This window comes from Streptomyces sp. LaBMicrA B280, assembly GCF_049222185.1.
GTDB lineage: Bacteria > Actinomycetota > Actinomycetes > Streptomycetales > Streptomycetaceae > Streptomyces > Streptomyces murinus.
Window position 1 is genome coordinate 1 of sequence record NZ_JBMJCT010000026.1, and the last position, 24,696, is coordinate 24,696.

At 73.7% G+C, this 24,696-nt stretch carries 21 protein-coding genes and 1 pseudogene; 9 read left to right on the top strand and 13 right to left on the bottom strand.

The window, feature by feature from the left end:
• Positions 1-1,562: 1,562 nt before the first annotated feature.
• Complete coding sequence (locus ACLF5H_RS22645) at positions 1,563-2,687, bottom strand: XdhC family protein (protein WP_421677846.1); 1,125 nt, start codon at positions 2,685-2,687, stop codon at positions 1,563-1,565.
• 343 nt (positions 2,688-3,030) lie between these two features.
• Between ACLF5H_RS22645 and ACLF5H_RS22650 the strand changes: the two genes are divergently transcribed.
• The 8 genes from ACLF5H_RS22650 to ACLF5H_RS22685 all read left to right on the top strand — a co-directional run bounded on the left by ACLF5H_RS22650 (position 3,031) and on the right by ACLF5H_RS22685 (position 11,885).
• Complete coding sequence (locus ACLF5H_RS22650) at positions 3,031-3,912, top strand: FAD binding domain-containing protein (protein WP_421677847.1); 882 nt, start codon at positions 3,031-3,033, stop codon at positions 3,910-3,912.
• Entirely contained in the window at positions 3,909-4,469 is a 561-nt protein-coding gene (locus ACLF5H_RS22655) for a (2Fe-2S)-binding protein (protein WP_421677848.1), read from the top strand. The genes ACLF5H_RS22650 and ACLF5H_RS22655 overlap by 4 nt, the downstream gene beginning before the upstream one ends.
• Positions 4,466-6,862, top strand: a complete 2,397-nt coding sequence (locus ACLF5H_RS22660; protein ID WP_421677849.1) for an aerobic carbon-monoxide dehydrogenase large subunit — start codon at positions 4,466-4,468, stop codon at positions 6,860-6,862. The genes ACLF5H_RS22655 and ACLF5H_RS22660 overlap by 4 nt, the downstream gene beginning before the upstream one ends.
• Before the next feature lie 60 nt (positions 6,863-6,922).
• Complete coding sequence (locus tag ACLF5H_RS22665; RefSeq protein ID WP_421677850.1) at positions 6,923-7,813, top strand: XdhC family protein; 891 nt, start codon at positions 6,923-6,925, stop codon at positions 7,811-7,813.
• A complete protein-coding gene (locus tag ACLF5H_RS22670; protein WP_421677851.1) occupies positions 7,810-8,703 on the top strand; it encodes an AAA family ATPase in 894 nt (297 codons plus the stop codon). Before ACLF5H_RS22665 ends, ACLF5H_RS22670 begins: the two co-directional genes overlap by 4 nt.
• A 3-nt stretch (positions 8,704-8,706) precedes the next feature.
• Positions 8,707-9,492: an SRPBCC domain-containing protein gene (locus ACLF5H_RS22675; RefSeq protein ID WP_421677852.1), complete on the top strand. Its 786-nt coding sequence runs from the start codon at positions 8,707-8,709 to the stop codon at positions 9,490-9,492.
• Between the two features lie 33 nt (positions 9,493-9,525).
• Complete coding sequence (locus ACLF5H_RS22680; RefSeq protein WP_421677853.1) at positions 9,526-10,776, top strand: vWA domain-containing protein; 1,251 nt, start codon at positions 9,526-9,528, stop codon at positions 10,774-10,776.
• A gap of 101 nt (positions 10,777-10,877) precedes the next feature.
• The gene (locus tag ACLF5H_RS22685; protein WP_421677854.1) at positions 10,878-11,885 is read left to right on the top strand and encodes a zinc-dependent alcohol dehydrogenase family protein; all 1,008 of its coding nucleotides are present in this window, start codon (positions 10,878-10,880) and stop codon (positions 11,883-11,885) included.
• Between the two features lie 9 nt (positions 11,886-11,894).
• Here ACLF5H_RS22685 and ACLF5H_RS22690 read toward each other — a convergent pair whose 3' ends face one another.
• Positions 11,895-12,857, bottom strand: a complete 963-nt coding sequence (locus ACLF5H_RS22690) for a LysR family transcriptional regulator (RefSeq protein ID WP_421677855.1) — start codon at positions 12,855-12,857, stop codon at positions 11,895-11,897.
• Between the two features lie 267 nt (positions 12,858-13,124).
• On the opposite strand from ACLF5H_RS22690, the gene ACLF5H_RS22695 reads away from it, so the two are divergent.
• Positions 13,125-13,697 carry a hypothetical protein gene (locus tag ACLF5H_RS22695; protein ID WP_421677856.1) on the top strand — a complete coding sequence of 191 codons (573 nt, stop codon included), beginning with the start codon at positions 13,125-13,127 and terminating at the stop codon, positions 13,695-13,697.
• Here ACLF5H_RS22695 and ACLF5H_RS22700 read toward each other — a convergent pair.
• The 11 genes and pseudogenes from ACLF5H_RS22700 to ACLF5H_RS22750 form a co-directional block, all read right to left on the bottom strand.
• Positions 13,666-15,144, bottom strand: a complete 1,479-nt coding sequence (locus ACLF5H_RS22700) for an NADH-quinone oxidoreductase subunit C (RefSeq protein ID WP_421677857.1) — start codon at positions 15,142-15,144, stop codon at positions 13,666-13,668. The genes ACLF5H_RS22695 and ACLF5H_RS22700 overlap by 32 nt on opposite strands.
• A 4-nt stretch (positions 15,145-15,148) precedes the next feature.
• Positions 15,149-16,813 (bottom strand): proton-conducting transporter membrane subunit, encoded by a 1,665-nt coding sequence (locus ACLF5H_RS22705; protein ID WP_421677858.1) that lies wholly within the window; start codon positions 16,811-16,813, stop codon positions 15,149-15,151.
• The gene (locus ACLF5H_RS22710; protein WP_421677859.1) at positions 16,813-17,490 is read right to left on the bottom strand and encodes a hypothetical protein; all 678 of its coding nucleotides are present in this window, start codon (positions 17,488-17,490) and stop codon (positions 16,813-16,815) included. Before ACLF5H_RS22710 ends, ACLF5H_RS22705 begins: the two co-directional genes overlap by 1 nt.
• Positions 17,487-18,446, bottom strand: coding sequence for a respiratory chain complex I subunit 1 family protein (locus ACLF5H_RS22715; RefSeq protein ID WP_421677860.1), 960 nt, complete (start codon positions 18,444-18,446; stop codon positions 17,487-17,489). The genes ACLF5H_RS22710 and ACLF5H_RS22715 overlap by 4 nt, the downstream gene beginning before the upstream one ends.
• Positions 18,443-20,584 (bottom strand): annotated as a pseudogene (locus ACLF5H_RS22720) (proton-conducting transporter membrane subunit). Before ACLF5H_RS22720 ends, ACLF5H_RS22715 begins: the two are co-directional and overlap by 4 nt.
• Positions 20,581-21,096, bottom strand: a complete 516-nt coding sequence (locus ACLF5H_RS22725; RefSeq protein ID WP_421677861.1) for an NADH-quinone oxidoreductase subunit B family protein — start codon at positions 21,094-21,096, stop codon at positions 20,581-20,583. Before ACLF5H_RS22725 ends, ACLF5H_RS22720 begins: the two are co-directional and overlap by 4 nt.
• Positions 21,097-21,234: 138 nt before the next feature.
• A complete protein-coding gene (locus ACLF5H_RS22730; RefSeq protein ID WP_421677862.1) occupies positions 21,235-21,582 on the bottom strand; it encodes a zinc ribbon domain-containing protein YjdM in 348 nt (115 codons plus the stop codon).
• A gap of 78 nt (positions 21,583-21,660) precedes the next feature.
• Entirely contained in the window at positions 21,661-22,059 is a 399-nt protein-coding gene (locus ACLF5H_RS22735) for an anti-sigma factor antagonist (RefSeq protein WP_421677863.1), read from the bottom strand.
• A 57-nt stretch (positions 22,060-22,116) separates the two neighbouring features.
• On the bottom strand, positions 22,117-22,536 hold the full coding sequence (locus ACLF5H_RS22740) for an ATP-binding protein (protein ID WP_421677864.1): 420 nt from the start codon (positions 22,534-22,536) through the stop codon (positions 22,117-22,119).
• The gene (locus ACLF5H_RS22745) at positions 22,536-24,308 is read right to left on the bottom strand and encodes a SulP family inorganic anion transporter (protein ID WP_421677865.1); all 1,773 of its coding nucleotides are present in this window, start codon (positions 24,306-24,308) and stop codon (positions 22,536-22,538) included. Before ACLF5H_RS22745 ends, ACLF5H_RS22740 begins: the two co-directional genes overlap by 1 nt.
• Positions 24,305-24,646 carry an ArsR/SmtB family transcription factor gene (locus tag ACLF5H_RS22750; RefSeq protein ID WP_085567932.1) on the bottom strand — a complete coding sequence of 114 codons (342 nt, stop codon included), beginning with the start codon at positions 24,644-24,646 and terminating at the stop codon, positions 24,305-24,307. Before ACLF5H_RS22750 ends, ACLF5H_RS22745 begins: the two co-directional genes overlap by 4 nt.
• Positions 24,647-24,696 lie beyond the last annotated feature (50 nt).

The following is a 24,696-nucleotide window of genomic DNA, read 5'->3' on the forward strand; positions in this document are numbered from 1 at the left end:
GTGCTCGCGCGTGTGGGTCTGACGGCCGCGGACATCGCCCGCCGTGTCTCGGGTGTCTTCGCCGGTCTGGGCCGCGACGAGATGGTCTTCCCGGGCTGAGCGGCGGCACGGCCGTCCATATGACGCCGGTCTTCGCGGGCCGTTGTCGGGAACCGGCGTCCCTGGCGGATCGTGAGCAGACCTGACCCGGCGGCACATCGACCACGCCGGACGAACCGAGCAGGCCGAGCGCGGCGGCCGGGCGGCCACGACGAGATGGTGTCTGGCCTCCGTACCCCGGCACGCCAGGTGTTCGCCCCGTGCGGGTTATTTGGTGAGGCGAGACGGTCTTCCCCAGGCTGGGCCGACACCCTTCGGTCCCGGTTTCCGGCCTCCGTGCCCCGGTGTGCCAGGTGTTAGCCCCACGTGGGTCTTTCGGCGCGGCGAGATGGTTTTCCCTGGGCTGGGCCACCACTCTCCGGTGCTGGCCTTTGGGATCCGTGCGGGGGGGGGCTTGCGTACGTGGGTCTGGTGGCTGTGGCGAGGTGCTCTTTTCGGGCTGGGTCGAGCCACCTGATTCCGGCCTCCGCGCCCCAGTGCCCTGGGTGTTCGTCCCGCGTGGGTCTCCCGGCATGGCGAGATGGACTTCCCCAGGCTGGGCCGACACCCCTTCGGTCCCGGTTTCCGGCCTCCGTGCCCCGGTGTGCCAGGTGTTAGCCCCACGTGGATCTCTCGGCGCGGCGAGATGGATTTCCCTGGGCTGGGCCACCACTCTCCGGTCCTGGCCTTTGGGATCCGTGCGGGGGGGGGGCTTGCGTACGTGGGTCTGGTGGCTGTGGCGAGGTGCTTTTCCCCGGCTGGGGCGAGCTTCCTGGTTCTGGCCTGCGTGCCCCGGTGCGCCGGGTGTTCGCGCCGTGTGGGTCCGTTGGCGCGGCGGAATGGACTTCTCCGGGGCTGGGCTGACACTCCTCGCTCCCGGTCTCCGGGGTCCGTGCGTCGGGGGCCCGAGGGCGTGGGTCTGGTGGCTGTGGCGAGGTGCTCTTTTCGGGCTGGGTCGAGCCTCCTGATTCCGGCCTCCGCGCCCCAGTGCCCTGGGTGTTCGTCCCGTGTGGGTCTCTCGGCATGGCGAGATGGACTTCCCCAGGCTGGGCCGACACCCTTCGGTCCCGGCTTCTGGTGTCCCTGCGTCGGGGCCTCGCGTGCGTGGGTCTGGCGGCCGTGGCGAGGTGCTCTTCCCCGGCTGGGGCGAGCTTCCTGGTTCCGGTCTGCGTGCCCCGGCGCGCCGGGCGTTCGCCTCGCGTGGACCCGTCGGCGCGGCGAGATGGCCCCCCCGGGGGCTGGGCCGCCCCCCGGTCCCGGCCTCCGTGCCCCGGTGCACCGGGCGTTCGTCCCGTGTGGGTCCCTCGGCGCGGCGAGTGGGACTTCCCGGGCTCAGCTGCCCCCCCGGTCCCGGCCTCTCTGCCCCTGTGCGTCAGGCGCTCGCTCGGGTAGGTCCGGCGGCCCGTGGCGGCATTGTCTTACCGAGCCGAGGCGAGCCCCTGGGGCCGGTCTGCGGGGTTCTGCTCGGGTACCGGAGGCCGGTGTCAGCGATGGATCGGCAGGGGGGTCATCTCCACCAGTCGTCGGCCCGTGCCGCCCCACCGCAGTGCGATGACCTCCGCCATGATGGCCACCGCCGTCTCCTCCGGGGTGCGGGCGCCCAGATCGAGGCCGATCGGTGCGGACAGCCGGGACAGTTCCGCCTCGCTCATGCCCTCCTCGCGCAGCCGCCGCAGCCGGTCCTCGTTCGTACGACGGCTGCCCATCGCGCCGATGTAGCGGGCGGGGGTGCGCAGCGCCCGGCGGAGCAGCGGCACATCGAACTTCGGGTCGTGGGTGAGGACACAGATCACCGTGTTCTCGTCCACCTCGGTCGACTCCAGATAGCGGTGCGGCCAGTCCACCACCAGCTCGTCCGCGTCCGGGAAGCGGCGGCGGGTGGCGAACACCGGGCGGGCGTCGCACACCGTGACGTGATAGCCGAGGAACTTGCCGATCCGGGCCACCGCGGACGCGAAGTCGATGGCGCCGAACACCAGCATCCGCGGCGGCGGCGCGAAGGACTCCACGAACACGGCGACGTCGTCGCGCCGCTCCTCGCCCGCGCGCCCGACCCGCACCACACCGGTACTGCCCTGCGCCAGCAGCCCCTGTGCCCGCTCGACCACGGCGGCGTCGAGACGCGGGTCCCCGAGCGTGCCCTGCGCACCGGACGGCGTGACGATCATCTGACCGGCGGGCGCGGCCGCCGGATCCGGCTCCGCGCCGCCGCCCTCCTCCGGCAGCGGCGACACCACCGCCACCGGCCGCCCGGTGTCCATCGCCTCCAGCACCCCCGGCAGCCCAGGGAAGCGGCCCGCGCCCGCCGGCCGTACCAGGATCTCGATGATCCCGCCGCAGGTCAGGCCGACCGCGAGCGCGTCGTCATCGCTGACGCCGTAGGTCACGAGCGCGGGCTCACCGCTCTCCAGGACCTCGCTCGCCAGCTCGTACACCGCGCCCTCCACACAGCCGCCGGAGACGCTGCCGACCACCTCGCCGTCCTCGGCGACCGCCAGCGACGAGCCCGCCTGGCGCGGCGCCGACTTCCAGGTCCGTACGACCGTCGCCACCGCGAATCGCTTGCCCGACGCGCTCCAGGAGGAGAGGCCCTCCGCGATGTCCCGCATCCGTGTGCCTCCTTCGGCGGCCAGCCTCGCCGCCACACCCACCGAATACCCGTTCGGGCCTCTGCGCAGCCCGTACGGCGGTCCACACCTTGGCGTCCGGCCCCGGCCCAAACCCGTGGCAGCCGTTTTCACCCGCCCGGCGTCCGGATCATGCGAATGCCGTCCGCCGCATGTCAACGGCAGCTTAAGTCTTCGCTTAAGTGACCGCGCCCGCCGTGCCGAGCGAGTTAAGCAAAGGCTTAAGCCGCGATTGACACCCCGCCCCGGACGGAGGCGCAATGATCTTTGGACAACGGCGCCCGACGCGCCCGGCTGCCCGCCGGGCGAGACAGGGGAGTGCGGCATGCAGGTTCCCGCTCCGTTCGAGTACCAGCGGGTGGGCACGGTGGACGAGGCGGTCACGCTCCTGGACCGGCTCGGCGACACCGCCCGCTTGGTGGCCGGCGGGCACAGCCTCATCCCGATGATGAAACTCAGGCTGGCCAATTTCGAATATCTGATCGATATCAATGAGCTGCACGACGAGCTGGGCTATATCCGTGTCGAGCCCGGCCTGATCCGCATCGGCGCGATGACCCGGCACCGCGAACTGCTGGAGTCCGACGAACTCGCCGCCGCCTTCCCGATCTTCCGCGACGCCGAACGGGTGATCGCCGACCCGGTGGTGCGCAACCGCGGCACCCTGGGCGGCTCGCTGTGCCAGGCGGACCCCTCCGAGGACCTCTCGGCGGTGTGCACCACGCTGGACGCGTCCTGTGTCATCCGCGGGATGGACGGCGAGCGCGTGGTCCCCATGGAGGACTTCCACCAGGGCCCGTACGAGACCGCCGTCGGCGACGCGGAGATCCTCACCGAGGTCCGCTTCCCGGTCCGCCCGCGCGGATCCAGCGCCTACGAGAAGGTCGAGCGGCGCGCCGGGGACTGGGCGGTCGTCTCGGCGGGCTCGGCGCTCTGGCTGGACGAGTCCGGGCTGATCGCGGACGCCCGGGTCGGCCTCGCCGCCGTCGGACCGAACACCGCCGGCATCCCCGGGATCGCCGACGCCCTGCGCGGACAGCAGCCCGCCGAGGAGCTGTGGGCGCGGGCCGGCGACATCGCGGCCGAGTCCTGCTCCCCGGCCACCGACCGGCGCGGCAGCGCCGAGTACAAGCGGCATCTGGCCCGCGAGCTGACGATGCGCGTACTGCGCCGGGCCGTGGCCCGGATCAACGGACAGGAGGTGTGATCGTGCAGGTCACCATGACCGTCAACGGCGAAGAGGTCACCCGGGAGATCGAGGGCCGGCTGCTGCTGGTGCACTTCCTGCGCGACCACCTCCAGCTGACCGGCACCCACTGGGGCTGCGACACCAGCAACTGCGGCACCTGCGTGGTCTGGCTGGACGGCGAACCCGTCAAGTCCTGTACGGTCCTGGCCGCGATGGCGGGCGGCCACGAGGTACGCACCGTCGAGGGCCTGGAGCAGAACGGCGAACTCGACCCGATCCAGCGCGGGTTCATGGAATGCCACGGACTCCAGTGCGGCTTCTGCACCCCCGGCATGATGATGACCGCCCGCGCCCTGCTCGACCGGGACCCGGACCCCTCCGACGAGGAGATCCGCGAGGCCATCTCGGGTCAGATCTGCCGCTGCACCGGCTACGCCACCATCGTCCGCTCGATCCGCTGGGCCGCCGCCGAACAGGCCGGCACCCGCACCACCGCCGAGGAGCCCGAGCGGACCGTCGCACCGGCCGACACTCCCGGACCGTCCGTCGCGTCGACCTCGGGGAGCGCCTCATGACCACCGTCGCCGCCAACGGCCACCGCACCGCCTTCGTCGACAACGACCAGAAGCCCAACGGCCACGGCCGGATGCTGCGCAAGGAGGACCCCCGCTTCGTCCGCGGCCGGGGCCGCTATGTGGACGACCTCCAGCTGCCCGGCATGCTCCACCTGGCGATCCTGCGCTCCCCGCTCGCCCATGCCCGCATCCTGTCCGTCGACACCACCCTCGCCGAGGCCCACCCCAAGGTCCGCCTGGTGGTCACCGGCGCGATGCTCGCCGAGAAGGGCCTGGCCTGGATGCCGACCCTGTCGAACGACGTGCAGGCCGTCCTCGCCACCGACAAGGTCCGCTTCCAGGGCCAGGAGGTCGCCTTCGTCGTCGCCGAGGACCGGTACGCGGCGCGCGACGCCCTCGAACTGATCGACGTCGAGTACGAACCGCTGGACCCGGTGATCGACGTACGCACCGCCCTGTCGCCCGACGCGCCGGTCATCCGCGACGACCTGGAGGGCAAGGCCGACAACCACGTCTTCGACTGGGAGACCGGTGACGAGGCCGCCACCGACGAGGTGTTCCGGCGCGCGGACGTGGTCGTCTCGCAGGACATCGTCTACCCGAGGGTGCACCCGGCGCCCATGGAGACCTGCGGCGCGGTCGCCGACTACGACGCGGTCGACGGCAAGCTCACCCTGTGGTCCACCACCCAGGCCCCGCACGCCCATCGCACCCTGTACGCGATCGTCGCCGGACTGCCCGAGCACAAGATTCGCGTGGTCTCCCCGGACATCGGCGGCGGCTTCGGCAACAAGGTGCCGATCTACCCGGGTTACGTGTGCGCGATCGTCGGCTCCCTGCTCACCGGCAAACCGGTGAAGTGGATGGAGGACCGCGCGGAGAACCTGATCAGCACCGGCTTCGCCCGCGACTACATCATGCGCGGCGAGATCGCGGCCACCCGCGAGGGCAGGATCCTCGCGATCCGCACCAACGTCCTCGCCGACCACGGCGCGTTCAACGGCGTCGCCGCGCCCGTGAAGTACCCGGCCGGCTTCTTCGGCGTCTTCACCGGCAGTTACGACCTGGAGGCGGCCTACTGCAAGATGACCGCCGTCTACACCAACAAGGCGCCGGGCGGGGTGGCGTACGCCTGCTCCTTCCGCATCACCGAGGCGGTCTACCTGGTCGAGCGGATCGTCAACTGCCTCGCCGACGAACTGCGGATGGACCCGATCGAGCTGCGGATGAGGAACTTCATCCGGCCCGAACAGTTCCCGTACCGCACCAAGACCGGCTGGGTCTACGACTCCGGGAACTACGCCCCCACCATGGAGCTGGCCAAACAGCTCGCCGGATACGACGAGTTGCGCGCCGAGCAGGCCGAGAAGCGGGCCCGCGGCGAGATCATGGGCATCGGCGTGTCCTTCTTCACCGAGGCGGTCGGCGCCGGACCCCGCAAGGACATGGACATTCTCGGCCTCGGCATGGCCGACGGCTGCGAACTGCGGGTCCACCCCACCGGAAAGGCCGTCGTACGGCTGTCGGTGCAGAGCCAGGGGCAGGGCCACGAGACGACGTTCGCGCAGATCGTCGCCGAGGAACTCGGCATCCCGCCCCAGGACATCGAGGTCGTGCACGGCGACACCGACCAGACCCCCTTCGGCCTCGGCACGTACGGCAGTCGCTCCACCCCGGTCTCCGGCGCGGCCGCCGCCCTGGTCGCCCGCAAGGTCCGCGACAAGGCGCGGCTGATCGCCTCCGGCATGCTGGAGGTCTCGGTCGCCGACCTGGAGTGGGAGAAGGGCTCCTTCAAGGTGGCGGGCGACCCGAACGCCTCCGTGACCATCCAGGACATCGCCATGCGGGCGCACGGCGCGGGCGATCTGCCCGAGGGCGTCGAGGGCGGCCTGGAGGCGCAGATCTGCTACAACCCGGAGAACCTCACCTATCCGCACGGCGCCTACATCTGCGTGGTCGACATCGACCCGGGCACCGCCAAGGTGACGGTACGGCGGTTCGTGGCGGTGGACGACTGCGGCACCCGTATCAACCCGATGATCATCGAGGGCCAGGTGCACGGCGGGCTCACCGACGGCGTCGGCATGGCGCTGATGGAGATGATCGCCTTCGACGAGGACGGCAACTGCCTCAGCGGCTCCCTGATGGACTACCTCATCCCGACCGCCCTCGAAGTGCCCGACTGGGAGACGGGGTTCACGGTCACCCCGTCCCCGCACCACCCGATCGGCGCCAAGGGCGTGGGCGAGTCCGCGACCGTCGGCTCCCCGCCGGCGATCGTCAACGCGGTGGTCGACGCGCTCTCCCCGTTCGGGATCCGGCACGCGGACATGCCGCTGACCCCCTCCCGGGTCTGGGAGGCGATGCGGGGCCGGCCCCTCCCGCCGATCTGACGAGAAGTGGCGGCCACCGCGGGAACAGGAGACGGTGACGGAGTCGAGGAGGTGACCGGGGTGCCCAAGACGGTGAGCGCGCGTGCGCTCGAACTGGCCCAGCGGCGCGTGCCGTTCGTGCACGCCCGCGTGGTGCGCGCCCAGCCGCCCGCGTCCGCGCACCCGGGCGACGAGGCGATCGTGTACGGCGACGGCACGATCGACGGATTCGTCGGCGGGATGTGCGCCGAGGGTTCGGTGCGCACGGCGGCGCTCGGCGCCCTCAACGGCGGCGGGCCGCTGCTGCTGCGGGTGCTGCCCGCGGGCGAGGTGGCCTTCCCGGACACCCCGGGCGCCAAGGTGGTGGTCAATCCCTGCCTGTCCGGCGGGGCGCTGGAGATCTTCCTGGAGCCGGTGCTGCCGCCGCCCCTGATCGAGGTCGTCGGCACCACCCCGATCGCGGAGGCGTTCATCGCCCTCGCCGACGTCCTCGGATACGCCACCGCGCGCTCCCTGCCCGACGGGCCGCCCGCCGAGTACACCGGCGCGGTGATCGTGGCCGGACAGGGCCGGGGCGACGCCGAGGCGCTGCGCGCCGCCCTGGACGCGGACGTCCCGCACATCGCGCTGGTCGCCAGCCGCCGCCGGGGCGCCGCCCTGCTGGACGAACTCGGCCTCGGCGAGGCGGAGCGGGCCCGTGTGCACACCCCGGCCGGTCTCGACATCGGCGCCCGCACGGCACCGGAGGTGGCGCTGTCCATCCTCGCGGAGGTGGTGGAGGCCGTACGCGCGCACGGCGCACCACCGCCGACGGCCCTGCCCGAACAGCCGGTCCAGGTCGTCGACCCGGTCTGTGGGATGACGGTGACCGTGACCGCCGACACCCCGCATCTGGCCGCCGGGGACAAGGAGTTCTGGTTCTGCGGCACCGGCTGCCGGGACCGCTGTGCGACGGGGCTGGTGGGCGGGTGAGCGCGCTCTTCCCGGACGCCGAGGACGTACGGTGCCGTCTCGCCGAGGTCGGCCACCTCGTGGACGAGGGCACCGCCACCGCCCTCTACCTGGCCACCGTCCTCGACCGGCCGCTGCTCCTGGAGGGCGAGCCGGGCGTCGGCAAGACCAGTGCGGCCAAGTCGCTCGCCGAGGCCCTCGCCACCCCGCTGATCCGCCTCCAGTGCTACGAGGGCCTGACGGCGGGCGAGGCGCTGTACGAGTGGAACTACCAGCGCCAGCTGCTCGCCGTACGGCTCACCGAGGCGCGCGGGGAGCGTCTGGCCGACGCCGACCTGTTCACCGAGGACTTCCTGCTGGACCGGCCGCTGCTGCGCGCCGTACGGCATCAGGGGCCGCTGCCGCCGGTGCTCCTGATCGACGAGATCGACCGCGCGGACGACGAATTCGAGGCGCTGCTCTTCGAGTTCCTGGGGGAGTGGAGCATCACCGTCCCGGAGCTGGGCACCTTCGCCGCCGCCCGGCCCCCGGTGGTGGTCCTCACCTCCAACCGCAGCCGTGAACTCCATGACGCGCTGCGCCGCCGCTGTCTCTACCACTGGATCGACTATCCCGGCCCGGAGCGCGCGGCGGAGATCCTGCGCCGCTCGGTGCCGGCCGCGAACGAACCGCTGATCGCGTCCGCCACCGCGTTCATCGGCCAGGTCCGCGCGATGGACCTGGACAAGGCGCCCGGCCTGGCGGAGGCCATCGACTGGGTGTCCGCGCTCGCCGCGCTGCGCGTGTCCCGGCTGGCCCGCCGCGATGTGATCAGCACCCTCAGCGCGGTCGCCAAGAGCCCCGACGACCGTACCGCCATCACCGGGGCCCTCGGCGAGCTCGGCTACCCCGAAGAAGCGAGGAGACCGTAAGCCATGAAGATCGACAACGAGTTCCGGGTGGACGCGCCCCTGGAGCGGGCCTGGCAGGCGCTCACCGATCTGGAGGGCCTCGCCCCCTGTATGCCCGGCGCCCAGCTCACCGGGGTCGACGGCGATGTGTACCGGGGCAAGGTGAAGGTCAAGGTCGGGCCGGTGATCAGCCAGTTCCAGGGCACCGCCCGCTTCACCGAGCAGGACGAGGCCAGCCACAGCGCGGTGATCAGCGCGTCCGGCAAGGACACCCGGGGCCAGGGCAACGCCTCCGCGACCGTGCACGCCCGGCTGCGGCCGGACGGCACGGGCACCGCGGTGAGCGTCAGCACCGACCTCAACATCAGTGGAAAACTGGCCCAGTTCGGCAGCGGCATGATCAAGGAGATCTCCGAGAAGCTGTTCGCGCAGTTCGTGGCGAACGTGGAGGAGCAGCTGCTGCACAAGCCGGAAGCGACCGGACCCGAGGCACCGACGGCACCCGAGGCACCGGCACCGGCACCGGCGCCCGCGCCCGCCGTAGACCAGAGCGCTGCCGAGCCGCACGCCACCGAGCCACCCGCCACCGAGCCGCCCGCCGCCGAGGCCCATGCCGTACGACCCTCACCGCCCCCTCGGGCCGAGACCGCCGCCGCGCCCCGGCCCGCCACCCGCCCGCAGCCGACCGTGCGCGAGAACGAACCCCTGGACCTGATGCAGTACGCCGGGAAGTCGGTGTACAAGCGGCTCGTCCCGGTGGCCGTCGGCGCGGTCGTCGTCGGCGTGGTGATCTACTGGGCGGTGCGCTGAGCCCGGCGGGGCGGTGCCAGGGGAGCCCGCGCGATGACGCCGACCGAGCCGTTCCTGCCCGCCGTCGACCGGGCCGCGTTCGCCGTGGCGCTCGCGGACCGGCTGCGGAGCCGGGGCGTGCCCGTGGGCCTGACCTCGGCCCGGGACTTCGTGCGCGCGCTGGCCGCCTCATGGCCCACCACGCGGACCGCCCTGTACTGGACGGCCCGGGTCACCCTGGTCCGCGACCAGCCGTATCTGACCCGCTTCGACGAGGTCTTCGACGCGGTGTTCGGGGACGCCGTGCTCTCCCTGGACCCGCACGCCCGCCGTACCGGCCGGGGTGCCGTGCCACCCGCCAGGGACGACGTCCGCGCCCCGCTGCCCGCCGGTGCGGACGGCGATCCGGTGGAGGACGCGGGGCTGCCCTGGGTGACGCTGCCGCCGGTGGTGGGGGCGGCCGAGCCGAGCGAGGAGCACGTACTGACCGTGCCGCAGCGGCTGCCGACCGAGCTGGCCGGTGCCGTGGACACGCCGTTCGAGCGGCTGGGCGAGCGGGAGGCGGCGCTGCTCGGGCAGTGGCTGGAGACGGGGCTGCGGCAGTGGCCGACGCGCCGTTCCCGCCGGTACGCGCGGCGTCCGGGCGGCCCCCGGGTGGCGATCCGGGAGACGGTGGCCCGCTCCCGCCGCACCGGCTGGGAACCCGTCCGGCTGGTGCGCACCGGGCCCCTGGACCGGCCCCGGCGGGTGGTGGTGCTGTGCGACGTGAGCCGGTCGATGCAGGCGCAGGCGGTGGCCTATCTGCATCTGATGCGGGCGCTCGCGCTGACCACGCGGGCCGAGGTGTTCGCCTTCGCCACCTCGCTGACCCGGCTCACCAACGTGCTCGCGCACCGCTCGGCCGAGACGGCGTTCGAGGAGGCGTCGGGGCGGGTCGAGGACCGGTTCGGCGGCACCAGGATCGCGCACTGCCTGGAAACCCTGCTCGCCTCCCACCACGGGGGCGCGCTGCGCGGCGCCGTCGTCCTGATCGCCTCCGACGGCTGGGACGGCGACCCGCCCGAACGCCTCGCCGCGGCCATGGCCCGGCTGCGCCGCCGCGCCCATACGGTCGTCTGGCTCAACCCCCGTGCGGGCGCCCCGGGTTACCGGCCCCGCACGACGACGATGACCGCCGCGCTGCCGTACATCGACCTGCTCCTCCCGGCGGACACCTTCGCCTCGCTGCTGCGGGTGGCCCCGGAGGTGGCCCGTCTGACGGGGCGCGGCGGTCCGCCCCGGCGCCGGATGAAGGCGTGGCGGTAGCGGTCCCGTGCCCGCCCCCGGTGCCGTCCCGGTCGGTGCCGTCCCGGTCAAATCCGCGATCCTCGGCGTTCCTAGGATGAGACGTTCCGGATCGTTCTGGCATGCGCAGGAAAGGGAGGCCGTCGATGCTGGCCGCCGTCGTCGACTCACCCGGTCGCCTCGCCGACGTCCTGGCCGTGCGCGAGGTGGCCGACCCCCCGGCGCCCGGCGCGGGCGAGGTCGTGGTGCGGATGACCGCGTCGACCGTCCATCCCTCCGACGAGGTCACCGTCTCGGGCGCCTACGGGACCCGGACGTCGTTCCCGCTGGTCCCGGGGTTCGACGGCGTCGGGGTGATCGAGGCCGCCGGACCGGGAGTCCCCGCCGCGGCGCTGGGCCGGCGGGTGCTCCCGCTGGGTTCCGCGGGGGCCTGGCAGCAGTACAAACGGCTCGACCACTCCTGGTGCGTCCCGGTCCCGGACGATCTCCCCGACGACGTCGCCTGCTTCGCCTACATCAACCCCTTGACCGCCGTGACGATGGTCGACCGGTTCTGCCGTCCGGGCGTGCGCGACGTGGTCGTCATGGCGGCGACGTCGGCCATCGGCGGGCAGCTGGCGGAACTCCTCACCGCGCGCGGTGTCGCGCCGATCGGGGTCGTGCGCGGGACGCCCGGGCGGACGGTCGCCGATCCGTCCCGGTGGCGGGCCGTGATCCGGACGGCCGAGCCCGGGTGGCGTGACCGTCTGCGGGCGCTGACCGGGCCCCGGGGGATCGACGTGGCCTACGACTGCGTCGGCGGCGAGGTGAGCGCGGACGTGTGCGCGCTGATGTCGGGCGACGGCGTGTTCGTCCACTACGGCCTGCTGTCGGGGACGCCGCTCCCCGCGCGGTGTTTCGCCGAACCCGGGGGCCCGCGCGTGGAGTTGTTCCGGCTGCGCGACACCGTCCACGGGGACGGGCGGCGGCACCTGCCCGAGCTGTTCGCACCGGTCTTCGAGCAGCTGCGCCGCGGCCTTCTGCGTACGGCCGTGTCACGCCGGGTCGGGCTCAGCGCACTCGGGGACCACCTCAGGGCCCCCGCCGCCGGGCACGGCGGCGGAAAGATCCTGATCGAACCGCAGCGGTGACGGCGCGGCTCAGCTCCACAGCGTCACATGGATCGCCGGACGGAACCGGCCCGCCGTGACCCCCGCGCCGCGGAGCATGGCCTGGGTGGCGCGCGGGGTGGTGACGAAACGGCGGAGTTCGGCGGCGGCGGGCGGGGCCTCGCGGTCGCCGAGGGTGAGGAGGTTCCAGGAGCCGCGCGCGGGCAGTTGGGGGCCGGCGAGCTGCCGGAGGTCACCGTCGGCGAGATCCTTGCTGACCGCGAACGTCACCGCGAGCGCCACCCCGGTGCCGTGCTTCGCCTCGTCCACGGCGGCGGTGTGGCTCTGGAAGATCCGCTGGCGGTCCTCGGGGATCTGGAGCCGCCGCAGCACCGACGGCACTATCCCGGCCCGGCCCACCGCCGAGGGTCCGAGCAGCCAGGTCTGCTCGCGCAGCTCCGCGACCCCGGCGGGCCCGGTGCGAGCGGCGAGCGGATGGGTGGCGCCGACGACCGCGATCATCTGGTAGTTCAGGAAGTGCGTGCAGCTCATCGAGGCGTCCACGGTGGCGGGCCGGGGCCCGATGGCCACGTCCACCGCCCGCTCCAGCAGCAGCAGCGGGAAGCGCTGGGGGTCGTGCACGCTGAGTTCGACGTCGAGATCGTCGGCCCGCCCCGCGAAGAGTTCGATCAGGCCGGGCGCCGCGTACTCGGCGAACAGGCTCGATGTGGCGACCCGCAGCAGCCGCCGCCCGGACCCGGCCTGCTGCACCTCCAGCACGGTCTGGTCCTGAAGGCCCAGCATCTGCGCCGCGCGGCTGGCGAGCCGCAGTCCGCCCGGGGTGAACGCCAGCCCGCTGCCCGTGCGCGTGAACAGCTTGTCGCCGAGCTCCCGGCGCAGATGGGCGATGTGCAGCGAGACGGCGGCCTCGGTCACCGCGAGGTCCGCCGCCGCTGCCTTCACGGAGCCGAGCCGGACGGTCGCCGAGAACGCCCGCAGCTGTGCCGGGGTCAACCAGAACCTCCCCTGATCACCACGGATGCGCCTGTGCACATGTGGCGGGTGTGACCTGCGTCTCAAACTACCGCACAGATCGTTCCGGGGCCATGAAACCGGCCGAATCCCCGGGCCCCGGCCGCCCGCCTCGCATACCTGTGCCCGGCGCATCTCGGGCGCCGCCGTCCATGGGCCGTCCGGCCCCGCAATCTCTGCCGACAGGCCCCTGTGCCCGGCGCCCGCGCATGACGATGATCAGTCCATGCGAGGAAGGGAAGGCCAGGAGTGATCGCCGTCGTCGGACATCCGGATCTCACCGTGCCGACGCTGGCCCTCCTGGAGGAGGAGCTGCGCCCGCGGCTGGCCGACCGCGCCCGCGGTGGCCGTGCCGGGCTGGTCCGGGCCGGCCGGGGCCTGCCCGTGGCGTTCGGGCGGGGCCGGGGCCTGCCCGTGGCGTTCGGGCGGGCCGCGCGCACGGCGGGGCTGGCCCTGGTGACCGTGCTGCCGTCCCGCAGCGGCGTGCCCGGCTACGTCGCCGGGCCGGACCGCAAGGCGGCCGGTGAACTGCTGCTGCTGTCGCAGATGGTGCGCCTGGTCGAGTACGACCCCGGCGACCGCGCCTCCTGCATCAGCGCCGATGAGGCGCTGGTCCGCTCCTGCGCCCGGGTGCTGGCCGTCTGGGACGGCTCACCCTCCAACGGCCATGACGCGACGGCCCACTTGGTGGCCTACGCGCGCAGCCACGGCGTCGATGTGGAGGTGCTGTGGCCGCGCGGCGCCGAGCACCGGACCGTCCCGTCCGCCGGGATCCGGGAGACCCGCGGGCTCACAGGTCGTTGCCCGCGTACGACAGATTGAAGCTCTTGTTGGCCAGCGGGAAGTCCGGCACGATCGTGTCGGTCAGCGCGACGGGCAGCGCGGGCCAGTTGAAGAAGGACGGGTCGACGGGCTTGACCCGGCGCAGCGTCCCGTCGGGGGCGAGTTCGACCCGGGTGGCGATGGTGCCGCGCCAGCCCTCCACCAGGCCCACCCCGCTGCGGGGCCCCGTCCCCGGCACCGGTGGCGTGCCCAGCGCGGTGACCGGCCCGGCGAGTTCCTCGGCGAAGTGCCCGATCAGCGCGAGGGAGTCGTCGATCTCCTCGGCCCGCACCAGGAAGCGGGCCAGTACATCACCGCCGGTGCGGACGGCGCCCTTCGGCGCGCGGTGGTCGAGGAAGGGGTGCGCGCCGCGGGCGTCGTGGTCGAGGCCGCTGGCGCGGGCCACATAGCCGAGGCAGCCGACCTCCCGGGCGGCGTCGGCGGGCAGCACGGCGGTGCCGGTGAAGCGGTCGCGGACCGTGGAGTGACCGAGGGCGAGGGCGGTGACCTCGCGGATGTCCGCACCGATCGCCGTGAGCCGCCGTACGTCCGGCACGGCCCGCAGGGCCGCGCCGCCGGGGACGATGCCGCCGCGCAGCAGCCGATGACCGCTGATCTCCCCGTTGAGGCGCAGGAGTTGTTCGCGGATCCGCTGGGCGTGGGCATGGAGGATGCCGTGGCCGACGTCGTTGCAGAGCATGCCGAGGTCGGCCACATGGTTGTGGAGCCGCTCCAGTTCGAGGAGCAGGGCGCGGGCGCGCCGGGCCTCGGCCGGGACCTCGGCGCCGGTCGCCTCCTCGACGGCGAGGCAGTACGCGAGGGCGTGGCCGACGGCCGTGTCGCCGCTGATCCGCTCGGCCAGCGGCAGCCCGGCCGCGATGGTGCGGCCCTGGAACAGCTTCTCCACGCCCTTGTGCACGAACCACAGACGGGCCTTGAGCCGGAGGATGGTCTCTCCGACCACGGAGAACCGGAAGTGGCCCGGCTCGATCAGCCCCGCGTGCACCGGCCCGACCGGGATCTCGTACACGCCGTCGCCCTCGACCTCCAGGAAGGGGTACGGCCCCTCCTGCTCCCCGAAGGGCGGCGGTGGCCCGGCGTCCGGGCGCATCGGGTACCAGCCGCGCGGCCAGTGGAAGTGCCGTACGAGTCGGCGGGGCAGCGGATGCCCGAGCGGTACGACGCCGAACAGGTCCCGCATCTCCCGCTCGAACCGGCCTGCGGGGTAGGAGAGATGGGCCAGCGTCGGCAGCTCGGGGCGGTCGGGGTCGAGGTGCACATGGAGTTCGGTACGGGTGTCGGGCGGTCCGGCGACGAACAGGTAGACCACGCGGATGCCGAGCTTGTCGTGATGGGCGGCGACCAGCGCGAGCCGATGGCCGCTCGTGAGCAACTCCGCTGCTCGAACCGGAAGTTGGGACAGGGCGAGGATTTCCGTCGTGCGCATGGGATCAGCGCCCTCCGATCGCACCGGCGGCGGCGCGCAGCAGGCCGGTGAGGGGTCCGGTGGCGGTGCCCAGGGCCGCACAGGCGGCCAGGGCGAGCAGCAGGGGCCAAGTACCCCTGCGCGACCGGCTCGTCGGCGCCTCGGGTGCCGGGCCGAGCAGCATATGGGCGGTGCGGGCGGCGAGCGCCGCGAAGGCGGTGAGGACCAGCGGCAGGGCCGCCGCCGTCGCCCAGGCGAGCCCGCTGCCCGCGGCGAAACCGGCGCGGGCGATGCCGAGTTCGGAGGCGAACAGGCCGAACGGCGGGAAGCCAAGCAGCGCCGCCACCGCGCAGCCGAACACCCCGCCCAGGAGCGGTGCCCGGCCGAGCAGCCCCCGGATCCGGCCGATGCGCGAGGTGCCGGTCAGCTGGAGGATCCGGCCCGAGGCGCAGAACGCGGCCGACTTGGCCAGGCCGTGCCCGGCGATGTGCAGCAGCGCCGCCGACAGGGCGAGGGGGCTCCCGACCGCCGTGGCCAGGGCGATCAGGCTCATGTGCTCCATGCTGGAGTAGGCCAGCATCCGCTTGTGGTCGCGCTGGGCCAGCAGCAGAGCGGCGGCGAGGGCCAGCGTGAGCAGGGCGATCCCGGTCAGCAGCACCCGGGTGAAACCGGCGCCCAGGGCGGCGTCCGCGAGGACCCGGTAGCGCAGGATCGCCGAGAACGCCACGGACAGCAGCACCCCCGACATCAGCGCGGACACCGGCGCGGGCGCCTGGCTGTGCGCGTCCGGCAGCCAGGCGTGCAGCGGGACCAGACCGGCCTTGGCGCCGAAGCCGAGGACGACCAGGGTGACGCCGAGCCGGGTGACCCCCGCGTCGAGGCGGCCCGCGTGGGCCACCAGCGTGGGCCAGTCCAGCGCCCAGGACTCGGCGACGCCCGCCTGCCGGGCCGCGTAGTAGATCAGCACCGTGCCGAGGAAGGCGAGCGCGATGCCCGCCGAGCAGATCACCACGTACTTCCACGCCGCCTCCACCGAGGTGCGGGTGCGGCGGTGCCCCACCAGGAAGGCCGTGACGATGGTGGTGGCCTCCACCGCCACCCAGAGCACCCCGAGGTTCGCGGTCATCATGGCCAGGCACATCGCGGCCAGGAACGCCTGCACCAGTACCTGGTACCGCCAGGCCGTACGCCGACCCGCCCGCCCCGCCGCACGCTCACCCGCCAGGTACGCGGGCCCCGATCCGCACGCGATCAGCGCCACGGCGCCCACCACCAGCAGCATCCAGACGCTGAGGGCGTCCGCCCGCAGCAGCCCCGAGCAGGCGGTCAGCGGACCGGTGCGCGGGACCCGGACGGCGAGGAGGCCCCCGCAGAGGAGGATCACCAGGGGGGAGACGAGACCGGCCCAGGCGGCGGCCTGCCGTCCCGGGGGCCCCGGGAACTCCGGAGACCTGGCGCGGGGGCCGCCGTCCGGTGCCTCGGTGGCCTGACCGGGAAGCATCCCCGTGGCTCGGTCGGGGCGCGGATCCGCCGCACCCTCGCGCGCCCCCACCCCCACCGGCTGTCGTACCGGCGCCCGCACCGGGACCGGTCGGGGCGCCCGTACCGGGGTGAGCGCGTACGCGGCGGCGGCCAGCAGCGGTACGGCGGCGGGCGCGGTGAGCAGGGCGGCGGTCGGCATCTCGGTCATCAGTCGTGCAGCTCCCGCAGGTCGTCGATGTCGGTCGTGCCGAAGGCCGCCCGCATCCGGGTGGTGAGGATCTCCAGCACCAGCACCGCCAGCAACACATCGAAGGAGACGCCCAGTTCGACGATGAGCGGCACCCCGGAGGTGGCGAGGAAGGCGGTGGCGGTGATGCCGTTGTCCAGCAGCAGGAACCCGAGCACCTGGGCGAGCGCCCGGCGGCGGGTCACCAGCACGAAGAACCCGATCAGTACGACGGCGAGCCCCACCGGCAGCGCCCGGGTGGCCGGGGTCGGATCGAGCAGGGTCAGCGGCCGGGACACCGCGTAGGCGAGCAGCGTGAGCAGGGCCGCCGTCAGCAGCGAGGCCGCCACACCGACCAGCGGCCGGCTCTCGCGGACCTCCTCGCCGCCCCGGCCCGCGGCCAGGGCGGCCAGCGCGCGCCGCATCAGATGCGGCAGGAGACCCGCCCGCAGCAGTCCGACGCCGAGGCCCACCCCGACCAGGTCCCACCGCCCTTCGTGCGCCCCGAGCAGCACGGCGAGGACGGCCAGGGCCACCCCCTGGAGGGCGAACACCCGGATGAGCGCGGCGAGTTCGCGCCGCCACAGCACCAGCACGGCCGCCAGCAGAAAGGCCCCGCAGGCCAGATCGAGGAGCCGGGTGTACAGGCCGCCGCTCATGACGCTCCGTCCAGGAAGTACGACGCGGACACCGAGAGCAGCGCCAACAGAAAGGAACCGGCGAGGAGTTCGGGAACCCGGAACAGCCGTACCTTCGCCCAGCACACCTCGGCCGCCGCGAGCAGCGCGCCCAGCACGGCCACCTTCGCCGCGCACAGCACCGGGGCCGCGGCCAGCGCGGCCCAGGAGGCGCCGGTGGCGATGCCCCAGGGCACGAACAGCGAGGACAGCAGCCCGAGCAGCAGCGTCAGCCGCAGCTGCGCCCCGAGTTCGACCAGCGCCAGATCGGGGCCCGCGTACTCCAGCACCATCGCCTCGTGGATCATGGTGAGTTCGAGGTGCGTGGAAGGGTTGTCCACCGGGATCCGGCCGGTCTCGGCGAGCACCGCGACCGCGAGCGCGGCGACGGCGAGCAGCCCGGCAGGCGAGGCGAACCGGGCCGGCTGTCCGACGGCGTCGGCGACGATGGCCGGGAGATTGGTGGTCTTGGCCGGTATCGACAGCGCGAACACCGAGAGCAGGATGGTCGGTTCGACCAGCGCCGCGACCGTCATCTCCCGGGAGGCGCCCATCCCGCCGAACGCGGTGCCGGTGTCCAGACCCGCCAGGGCGAGCGCGAGCGTGCCGAGCGCGAACAGCGCCACCACCACGATGAGATCCGCGTGCCCGCTCACCGGGGTGGCGGTGGACAGCAGCGGCACCAGCGCGGCGGCCACCAGGGTGGTGGCGACCAGCAGCGCGGGCGCGATCCGGAAGGCGGGCCCGGTCCCGACCGGGGTGACGGGCTCCTTGCGCAGCAACTTGCGTACGTCCCGCCAGGGTTGCAGCACCCCGGCCCCCGCCCGGCCCTCCAGGCGGGCCCGTACCAGCCGCATCCACCCCGTCAGCAGCGGCGCCCCGGCCACCACGGCCACGACCTGACCGACGAGGGCCGTGTACCCGAGTGCGTTCCTCACCAGCCCACCACCAGTGCCGAGAGCAGGACCACGAGTCCCGCGAAGCCGTAGCCGAGATACAGGTGCACACTGCCGCCCGCGAGCCGCCGCGCCGCCCGGCCGGTCCGCTCCAGCGCCCGCGACACCGGCTCGTACAGGTGGTGTTCGATCCGGTCGGGCACCCGGCGCCGGAACCGCACCCGCTCCACCAGATACGCCGAGCCGCGCACCGGGGTGACCGACACGTCCTGTTCCGGGGCGAGCACCTCGTCGAAGACCCGCTGCAACGGCTCGGCGAACGAGGTCGCCGTGTACGCCATGCGCGGTGTCGGCGCCCCGCCCCCGCAGTCCCACAGCCGGGCGCCCGTGCGGCGCCTCCGGCGGCCGTAGAGGCGGCGCGGCCCGGCGGCGGTGAGTGCGGCGGTGAGGCGCTCGCCCTGGAGACGGCCGTCGACATGACCCGCGACGACGTCCACGGCTCACTCACTTACGACACCGACCTCGACCGCGACCTGGAGTCCCGCCGGGACGCATGGAACCGTCTCCGCCACCCACAGCGGGGAGAGCGAGGCGGAGACGCCGGTCAGCCGCACCCGCAGACCGCCACCGGTCAGCGCGCCCGCGCCGGGCAGCCCGACCGCGCCCACCGCCCGGTCGAGACCGTCGCCGAGCAGTCCCGGCAGCACCGCGAGCGCCACCGTGGCCGCCGCGAGCAGGGCCATCCCGGCGAGCATCGGCGGCGGCGCCTCGCGTGCGGCGGCGGCCCGTGCGTCGCGCGGCCGGGCGAAGAAGCCCACCCCGAGCGCCTTCACGAACACGGCGGCGGCGATCCCGGCCGACAGCGCGATCAGTCCCACCGACAGCGGCAGTACGACGGCGACCGCGACCCCGGGCACCCTCATGCCGTGGATCAGGGGCTGGAGCAGCAGCCACTCGCCGATGAACCCGTTGCCGGGCGGCAGCGCCATGGCGCCGAGCGCGGCCAGCGCGAAGCAGGCGGTCGTGACGGGCATCCGGGGGCGCAGCCCGCCCAGCCGGTCCAGGTCCCGCAGCCCCGTGGCGCGCAGCACGGACCCGGCCGCGCAGAACAACAGGGCCTTGAAAGCGGCGTGGTTGACGAGATGCAGCAGCGCCGCCGCGAGCGCCAGCGCGGCCAGCGGGCGCTCCCCGCCGGCCGCGAACAGCCCGCAGGCGCCCACCCCGACGAGGGCGATCCCCATGTTCTCGCTGGTCGAGTACGCCAGCAGCCGCTTGAGATCGGAGGCCATCGCGGCCTGGAGGATGCCGTGCACCGCGCTCAGCCCGCCGACGGCCAGCAGCCCCAGCCACCACCAGGCGGGGCCGCCGCCCAGCAGGTCGAGACCGGTGCGCACGAGGCCGTAGACGCCGAGGTTGACCATCGCGGCGCTCATCAACGCCGAGACGGGACCGGGGGCTTCGGGGTGCGCCCTGGGCAGCCAGGCGTGCAGCGGCACCGCGCCCGCCTTCGACGCGAACGCCGCCGCCACCAGTACGAAGACCAGTCCGCGCGCGGTGGGGGAGAGGAGGTGGGCGCCGGTGCGCAGCGCGGTGAACGTCTCCCCGTGCGCCCCGGCCGCGAACAGCGCGAACCCGGCGAGCAGCAGGACGAGTCCGAGATGGGTCAGCACCGCGTACCAGAGACCGGCCTCCCGTACCGTCCGCCGCTCGGCGTGCTCGGTGAGCACCAGCGCCAGGGAGGCGAGCGCCATCAGTTCCCACAGCGCGAGGAACGTGGAGACCGAGGCGGCCACCGGGACGAGGACGAGGGTCAGCGCGAACAGCGGCAGCACCGCCTGCGCGGTCCGGGAGCCGATCCCGTGCGGGCCGTGCCCGGAGGCGTACCCGATGCCGTACACCCCGACGGCGGCCACGACCGCCCCCGCGACGGCCATGAACAGCCCCGCCAGCGCGTCCACCGCCAGCCGCGTCCCGGTCAGCGGGAGCAGTCCGGGCAGGACGGCCGTCCAGCGGCCACCGCCGAGCGCGGCGACGCCGACCGCCGCGCCGCTCACCCCGATGCCGCAGGTCAGCAGGCCGACGGCCGTGATCCGCGCCCGGTACGGCAGCACGAGTGCCGCCAGCGTGCCCGCGCCGCCCAGTGCGGTGGCCGTCGTCAGGGCGGCCGGGATCACGTTCACCGGCCGGTCACCCGGCGCAGCGCGGCCACGATCGCGTCCGGCTCCGGCGGGCACCCGGGCACCGCCAGATCCACCGGTACGACGTCGCCGACCGCGCCCTCGACGCCGTACCCCCCGGCGAACTCCCCGCAGTCGAGGGCGCAGTCGCCGACCGCGATCACCAGCCGGGGCTCGGCCATCGCGGCGACCGTGCGGCGCAGCGGCTCCGCCATGTTCCGGGTCACGGGCCCGGTCACCAGGGCGACGTCCGCGTGCCGGGGGGAGGCCACCAGGCGGGCGCCGTAGCGCTCGGCGTCGTACACCGGGTTGAACGCGGCGGCGATCTCGATCTCGCAGCCGTTGCAGGAGCCCGCGTCCACGCAGCGCACCTGCGCCGAGCCTCCCAACTGCCGTGCCGCGTCGGGAGGTTGTCCGTCCGGGCGGGGTGGGGCGGGCTCCGCGACCCGCCCGGTGGTCCGGATCTTGCGCAACAGGCCCATGAACCTCTCCCGGTTGCTGGTGAGGGCTTTCACGGGGCCCAACAGGGAGAGGAGCGGCTTGAGTTACGCGGCTTTCCCGGCGTTTTGCCTGGTTTCAGTAGTCTTTGCCGCCGTATGGGGGTTCCGTCGGGAGCACCAGACCCGGAGCAGGCCGTCGGAAAGCCCGCCGGTTCAGGCCTTCTTGACCACGCTGGACTTCAGTTGCATCGCGCCGAATCCCTCGATCCGGCAGTCGATGTCATGGCCGTCCGCACCGGCCACGAGTCGGATGTTGCGCACCTTCGTGCCCGCCTTGATGCCGGACGGGCTGCCCTTGACCTTCAGCGCCTTGACCACGGTCACGGAGTCGCCGTCGGCGAGCACATTGCCGACCGAGTCCCGGACCACCCGGCCCTCCTCGGCGGCGGTGTCCGAGGACGCCGACCACTCGTGGCCGCACTCGGGGCAGACGAGCAGCGCGCCCATCGCGTAGGTGAACGTGCCCGAGCAGGCGGGGCAGGCGGGGAGGTTGTCGCTCATGGAACTCTTTCGGGGTGGGTTCGACAGGGGGTCGGGCAAGGGTCTGGCAGGGGGGCGAAGAAGGGGGTCGCGGGCAGGTCAGGAGGTGGGCCAGCCGTCCGTCCGCCACTCCTGGCGGTCGTCGTCCGGCGTCGAGGGGCCCCGGCCGTGCGCGGCGCGGGCCGCGGCCAGATCGCAGTGGACCGGGATGTCGGGGCCCTCGCCCGCCGGGACCAGCGAGCCGTCGGCGGGTATCGCGGCCAGCTCCAGGCCCCGGCCGCGGGCGGCGAGCAGCCGGGCGGCCTCGGTGATGGCCACCTGGCCCTGCGCGGACCAGTTGCGCAGCTCGGTCAGATCGAGCACGACCGGCCCGGTGCCGCGTGCGACGGCCCAGCCGACGGCGCCGTTGAAGCGGCGCACGGCGTCCGGCCCGAGGTACCCGGCGACGGAGAGGACGCCGAGGTCCTGCTCGATGGTGTAGCGCCAGTCGATGGTCATGCGGGGGCAGCTTCCTTGTACGGGGGAGGAGGGCCGGGGGAGTGGGGCCCGGCGGTGCTACAGGGGCAGGGTGATCCAGATGCTCTTGCCCTCGCCGTCGGCGTCCGCGCGGACCACCGCGGTGCCGCCCAGGCCGAGGACCAGCTCCATCACGGTGGCCAGGCCCCCGGGCCCGGTGAGCGCGGTGCGCAGCTGCGGCCGGTGGGGGTGGCGGTCGTGCACGGCGAAGGCGAAGCAGTCGTGGGCGGCCGCGTAGATGACGGTGACCTCGGGGGAGACATGGGCCGCGTGCCGGACGCTGTTGGTGACCAGCTCGCTGAGGATCAGCAGCGCCGGATCGACCACGCGGTGGCGCAGCCCGATGCCCCACTCCACGAGGGCCTCTTCGGCGGTCTCCCGCGCGACCCGCACCGCCTTGGGGACGGCGGGCAGGGTGAGCACATGGCGGTGGGGAAGGGCCTGCAAAGCCTGGGACATCATCGCTCCGTCGGGCCGGGGTGGTGGTCTCCCGCGCCGGTCGTCCCGCTCAGGACGGCCTCCTCACCGGGCGCCGGGGAGGTCCGCTGCGCGGGCACGACGCCCTCCAGATGGCCGCGGGCCGCCCGGATCGCCTCGGGGGTGGTGGCATGGTCCCGGCCGTCGGGCCGCAGCAGCTCCAGCGCGCCGACCGAGTCGAGGACGCGCAGCTGCCCGGGCCGGATGCCGGAGGCCAGGACGACGATGCCGCGCCTGCGCAGCTTCTCCACCGCGTCCTTCAGCACCAGGGCGCCGGTGGCGTCGATGGTCGACACCCGGGACATGCGCAGGATCACCACCCGGACGTCGGCGACCTCGGTCAGCTCCAGCAGGAAGCGGTGCGCCCCGGCGAAGAACAGCGGCCCGTCGAGCCGGTACGCCACGATGTGCTCGGCGAGCAGCGCGTGCTCCTCCGCGCTGTGGTCGCCCCGGTCCAGCGGCACCCGGTCCAGGCGGGCCTGCCGGGCCACGGCACGCAGCGCGAGCGCGCCGGCCACGGCGAGACCGATGATCACGGCGTAGACGAGGTCAAGGGCGAGGGTGCCGACCGCGGTCAGGGCGAGTATCATCGCGTCCGAGCGGGTCGCCCGGGCCATGGCCTTCAGCGAGCCGACCTCGACCATGCGCACCGCGGTGGCCAGCAGCACCCCCGCGAGGGCGGCCAGCGGGATCTTCGCGACCAGCGGCGAGGCGGCGAAGACGATCACCGCGAGGACCACGGCATGGGTGAACGCGGCGGTGCGGGAGGCGGCTCCGGTCCGTACGTTGACCGCCGTGCGCGCGATCGCGCCGGTGGCCGGTACACCGCCGAACAGCGGGGCGGCGATATTGGCCAGGCCCTGGCCGAACAGCTCGCGGTCCGGGTCGTGCTGCTGCCCGACGGTCATGCCGTCCGCGACCGACGCCGAGAGCAGGGACTCCAGGGCGGCCAGCGCGGCCACCGCCACGGCGGGCGCCGCGAGGGAGCCCAGGTCGCCGAGGTGGAGGAAGGCGAGGGAGGGCGCGGGCAGCCCGGACGGCAGCTCGCCGATCGGCTTGGCCGCGTCCAGATGGGCGAGCTGGGCGACGGCGGTCGCGGCGATCACGGCCAGGATCGAGAAGGGGATCGTGGGCCGCCAGCGGGCGCCGAGCAGCATCACCGCGGCCACGGCGAGCGCGAGCCCCACGGCGGTCCAGTTCGGCGACTTCGCGAACTCCTCGAACGCCCGCCAGGTCACCACCAGCACCTTGTCGCCCTTGGGCGTGGGCACGCCGAGCGCGTTCGGCACCTGCTGGAGCCCGATCACACAGGCGATGCCGAGGGTGAAGCCCTCCACCACGGGGGCGGGCACGTACTGCATGTACTTGCCGGCACGCAGCGCCGCCAGCCCGATCAGCAGCACACCGGCCAGCAGCCCGACGGTGAGCACACCGGTGGGCCCGTACCGGCCCACGATCGGCACCAGGACGACGGTCATGGCACCGGTCGGCCCCGACACCTGGAGGTTCGAGCCGCCGAACACGGCCGCGACCGCGCCCGCGATCACCGCGGTGGCCAGGCCCGCCTCGGCGCCGAGCCCGGAGGAGACACCGAAGCCGAGGGCGAGGGGGAGCGCGACGATCGCGACGGTGAGGCCCGCGAGGAGGTCCCGGCGCGGATCGCGTCGTACCGCGACGAGGTCGGCGCGGCCGGGCAGCAGGGAGGTGATCCGGGTGCGTACGGTCCGTAGCCCCCGGGTGAGAGCGGTGCTCATCGGGCGGAGACCTCGGCTTCCCGCAGTTCGGTGAGCAGTTCGTGCTGCCCGGTGAGCATCTCGGTGAGGATCCGGCGGGCGGCCCGCATCAGGTCGGCCACGTCACCGCCGGAGAGCTGGTAGACGACCGTCGAGCCCTCGCGGGTGGAGGTCACGATCCCGGAGCGGCGCAGCACGGCCAGCTGCTGGGAGAGGCTGGAGGGCTCCACCTCTATGGCGGCGAGCAGTTCCCGGACCGGCCGGGGCCCGTCCTGGAGCAGCTCCAGCACCCGTATCCGTACGGGGTGACCAAGCATCCGGAAGAACTCGGCCTTCGCCTGGTACAGCGGAACCGACACGATCCCTCGACTTCCCTCACGGCGAATACAACGAACATAGCATCTAACCA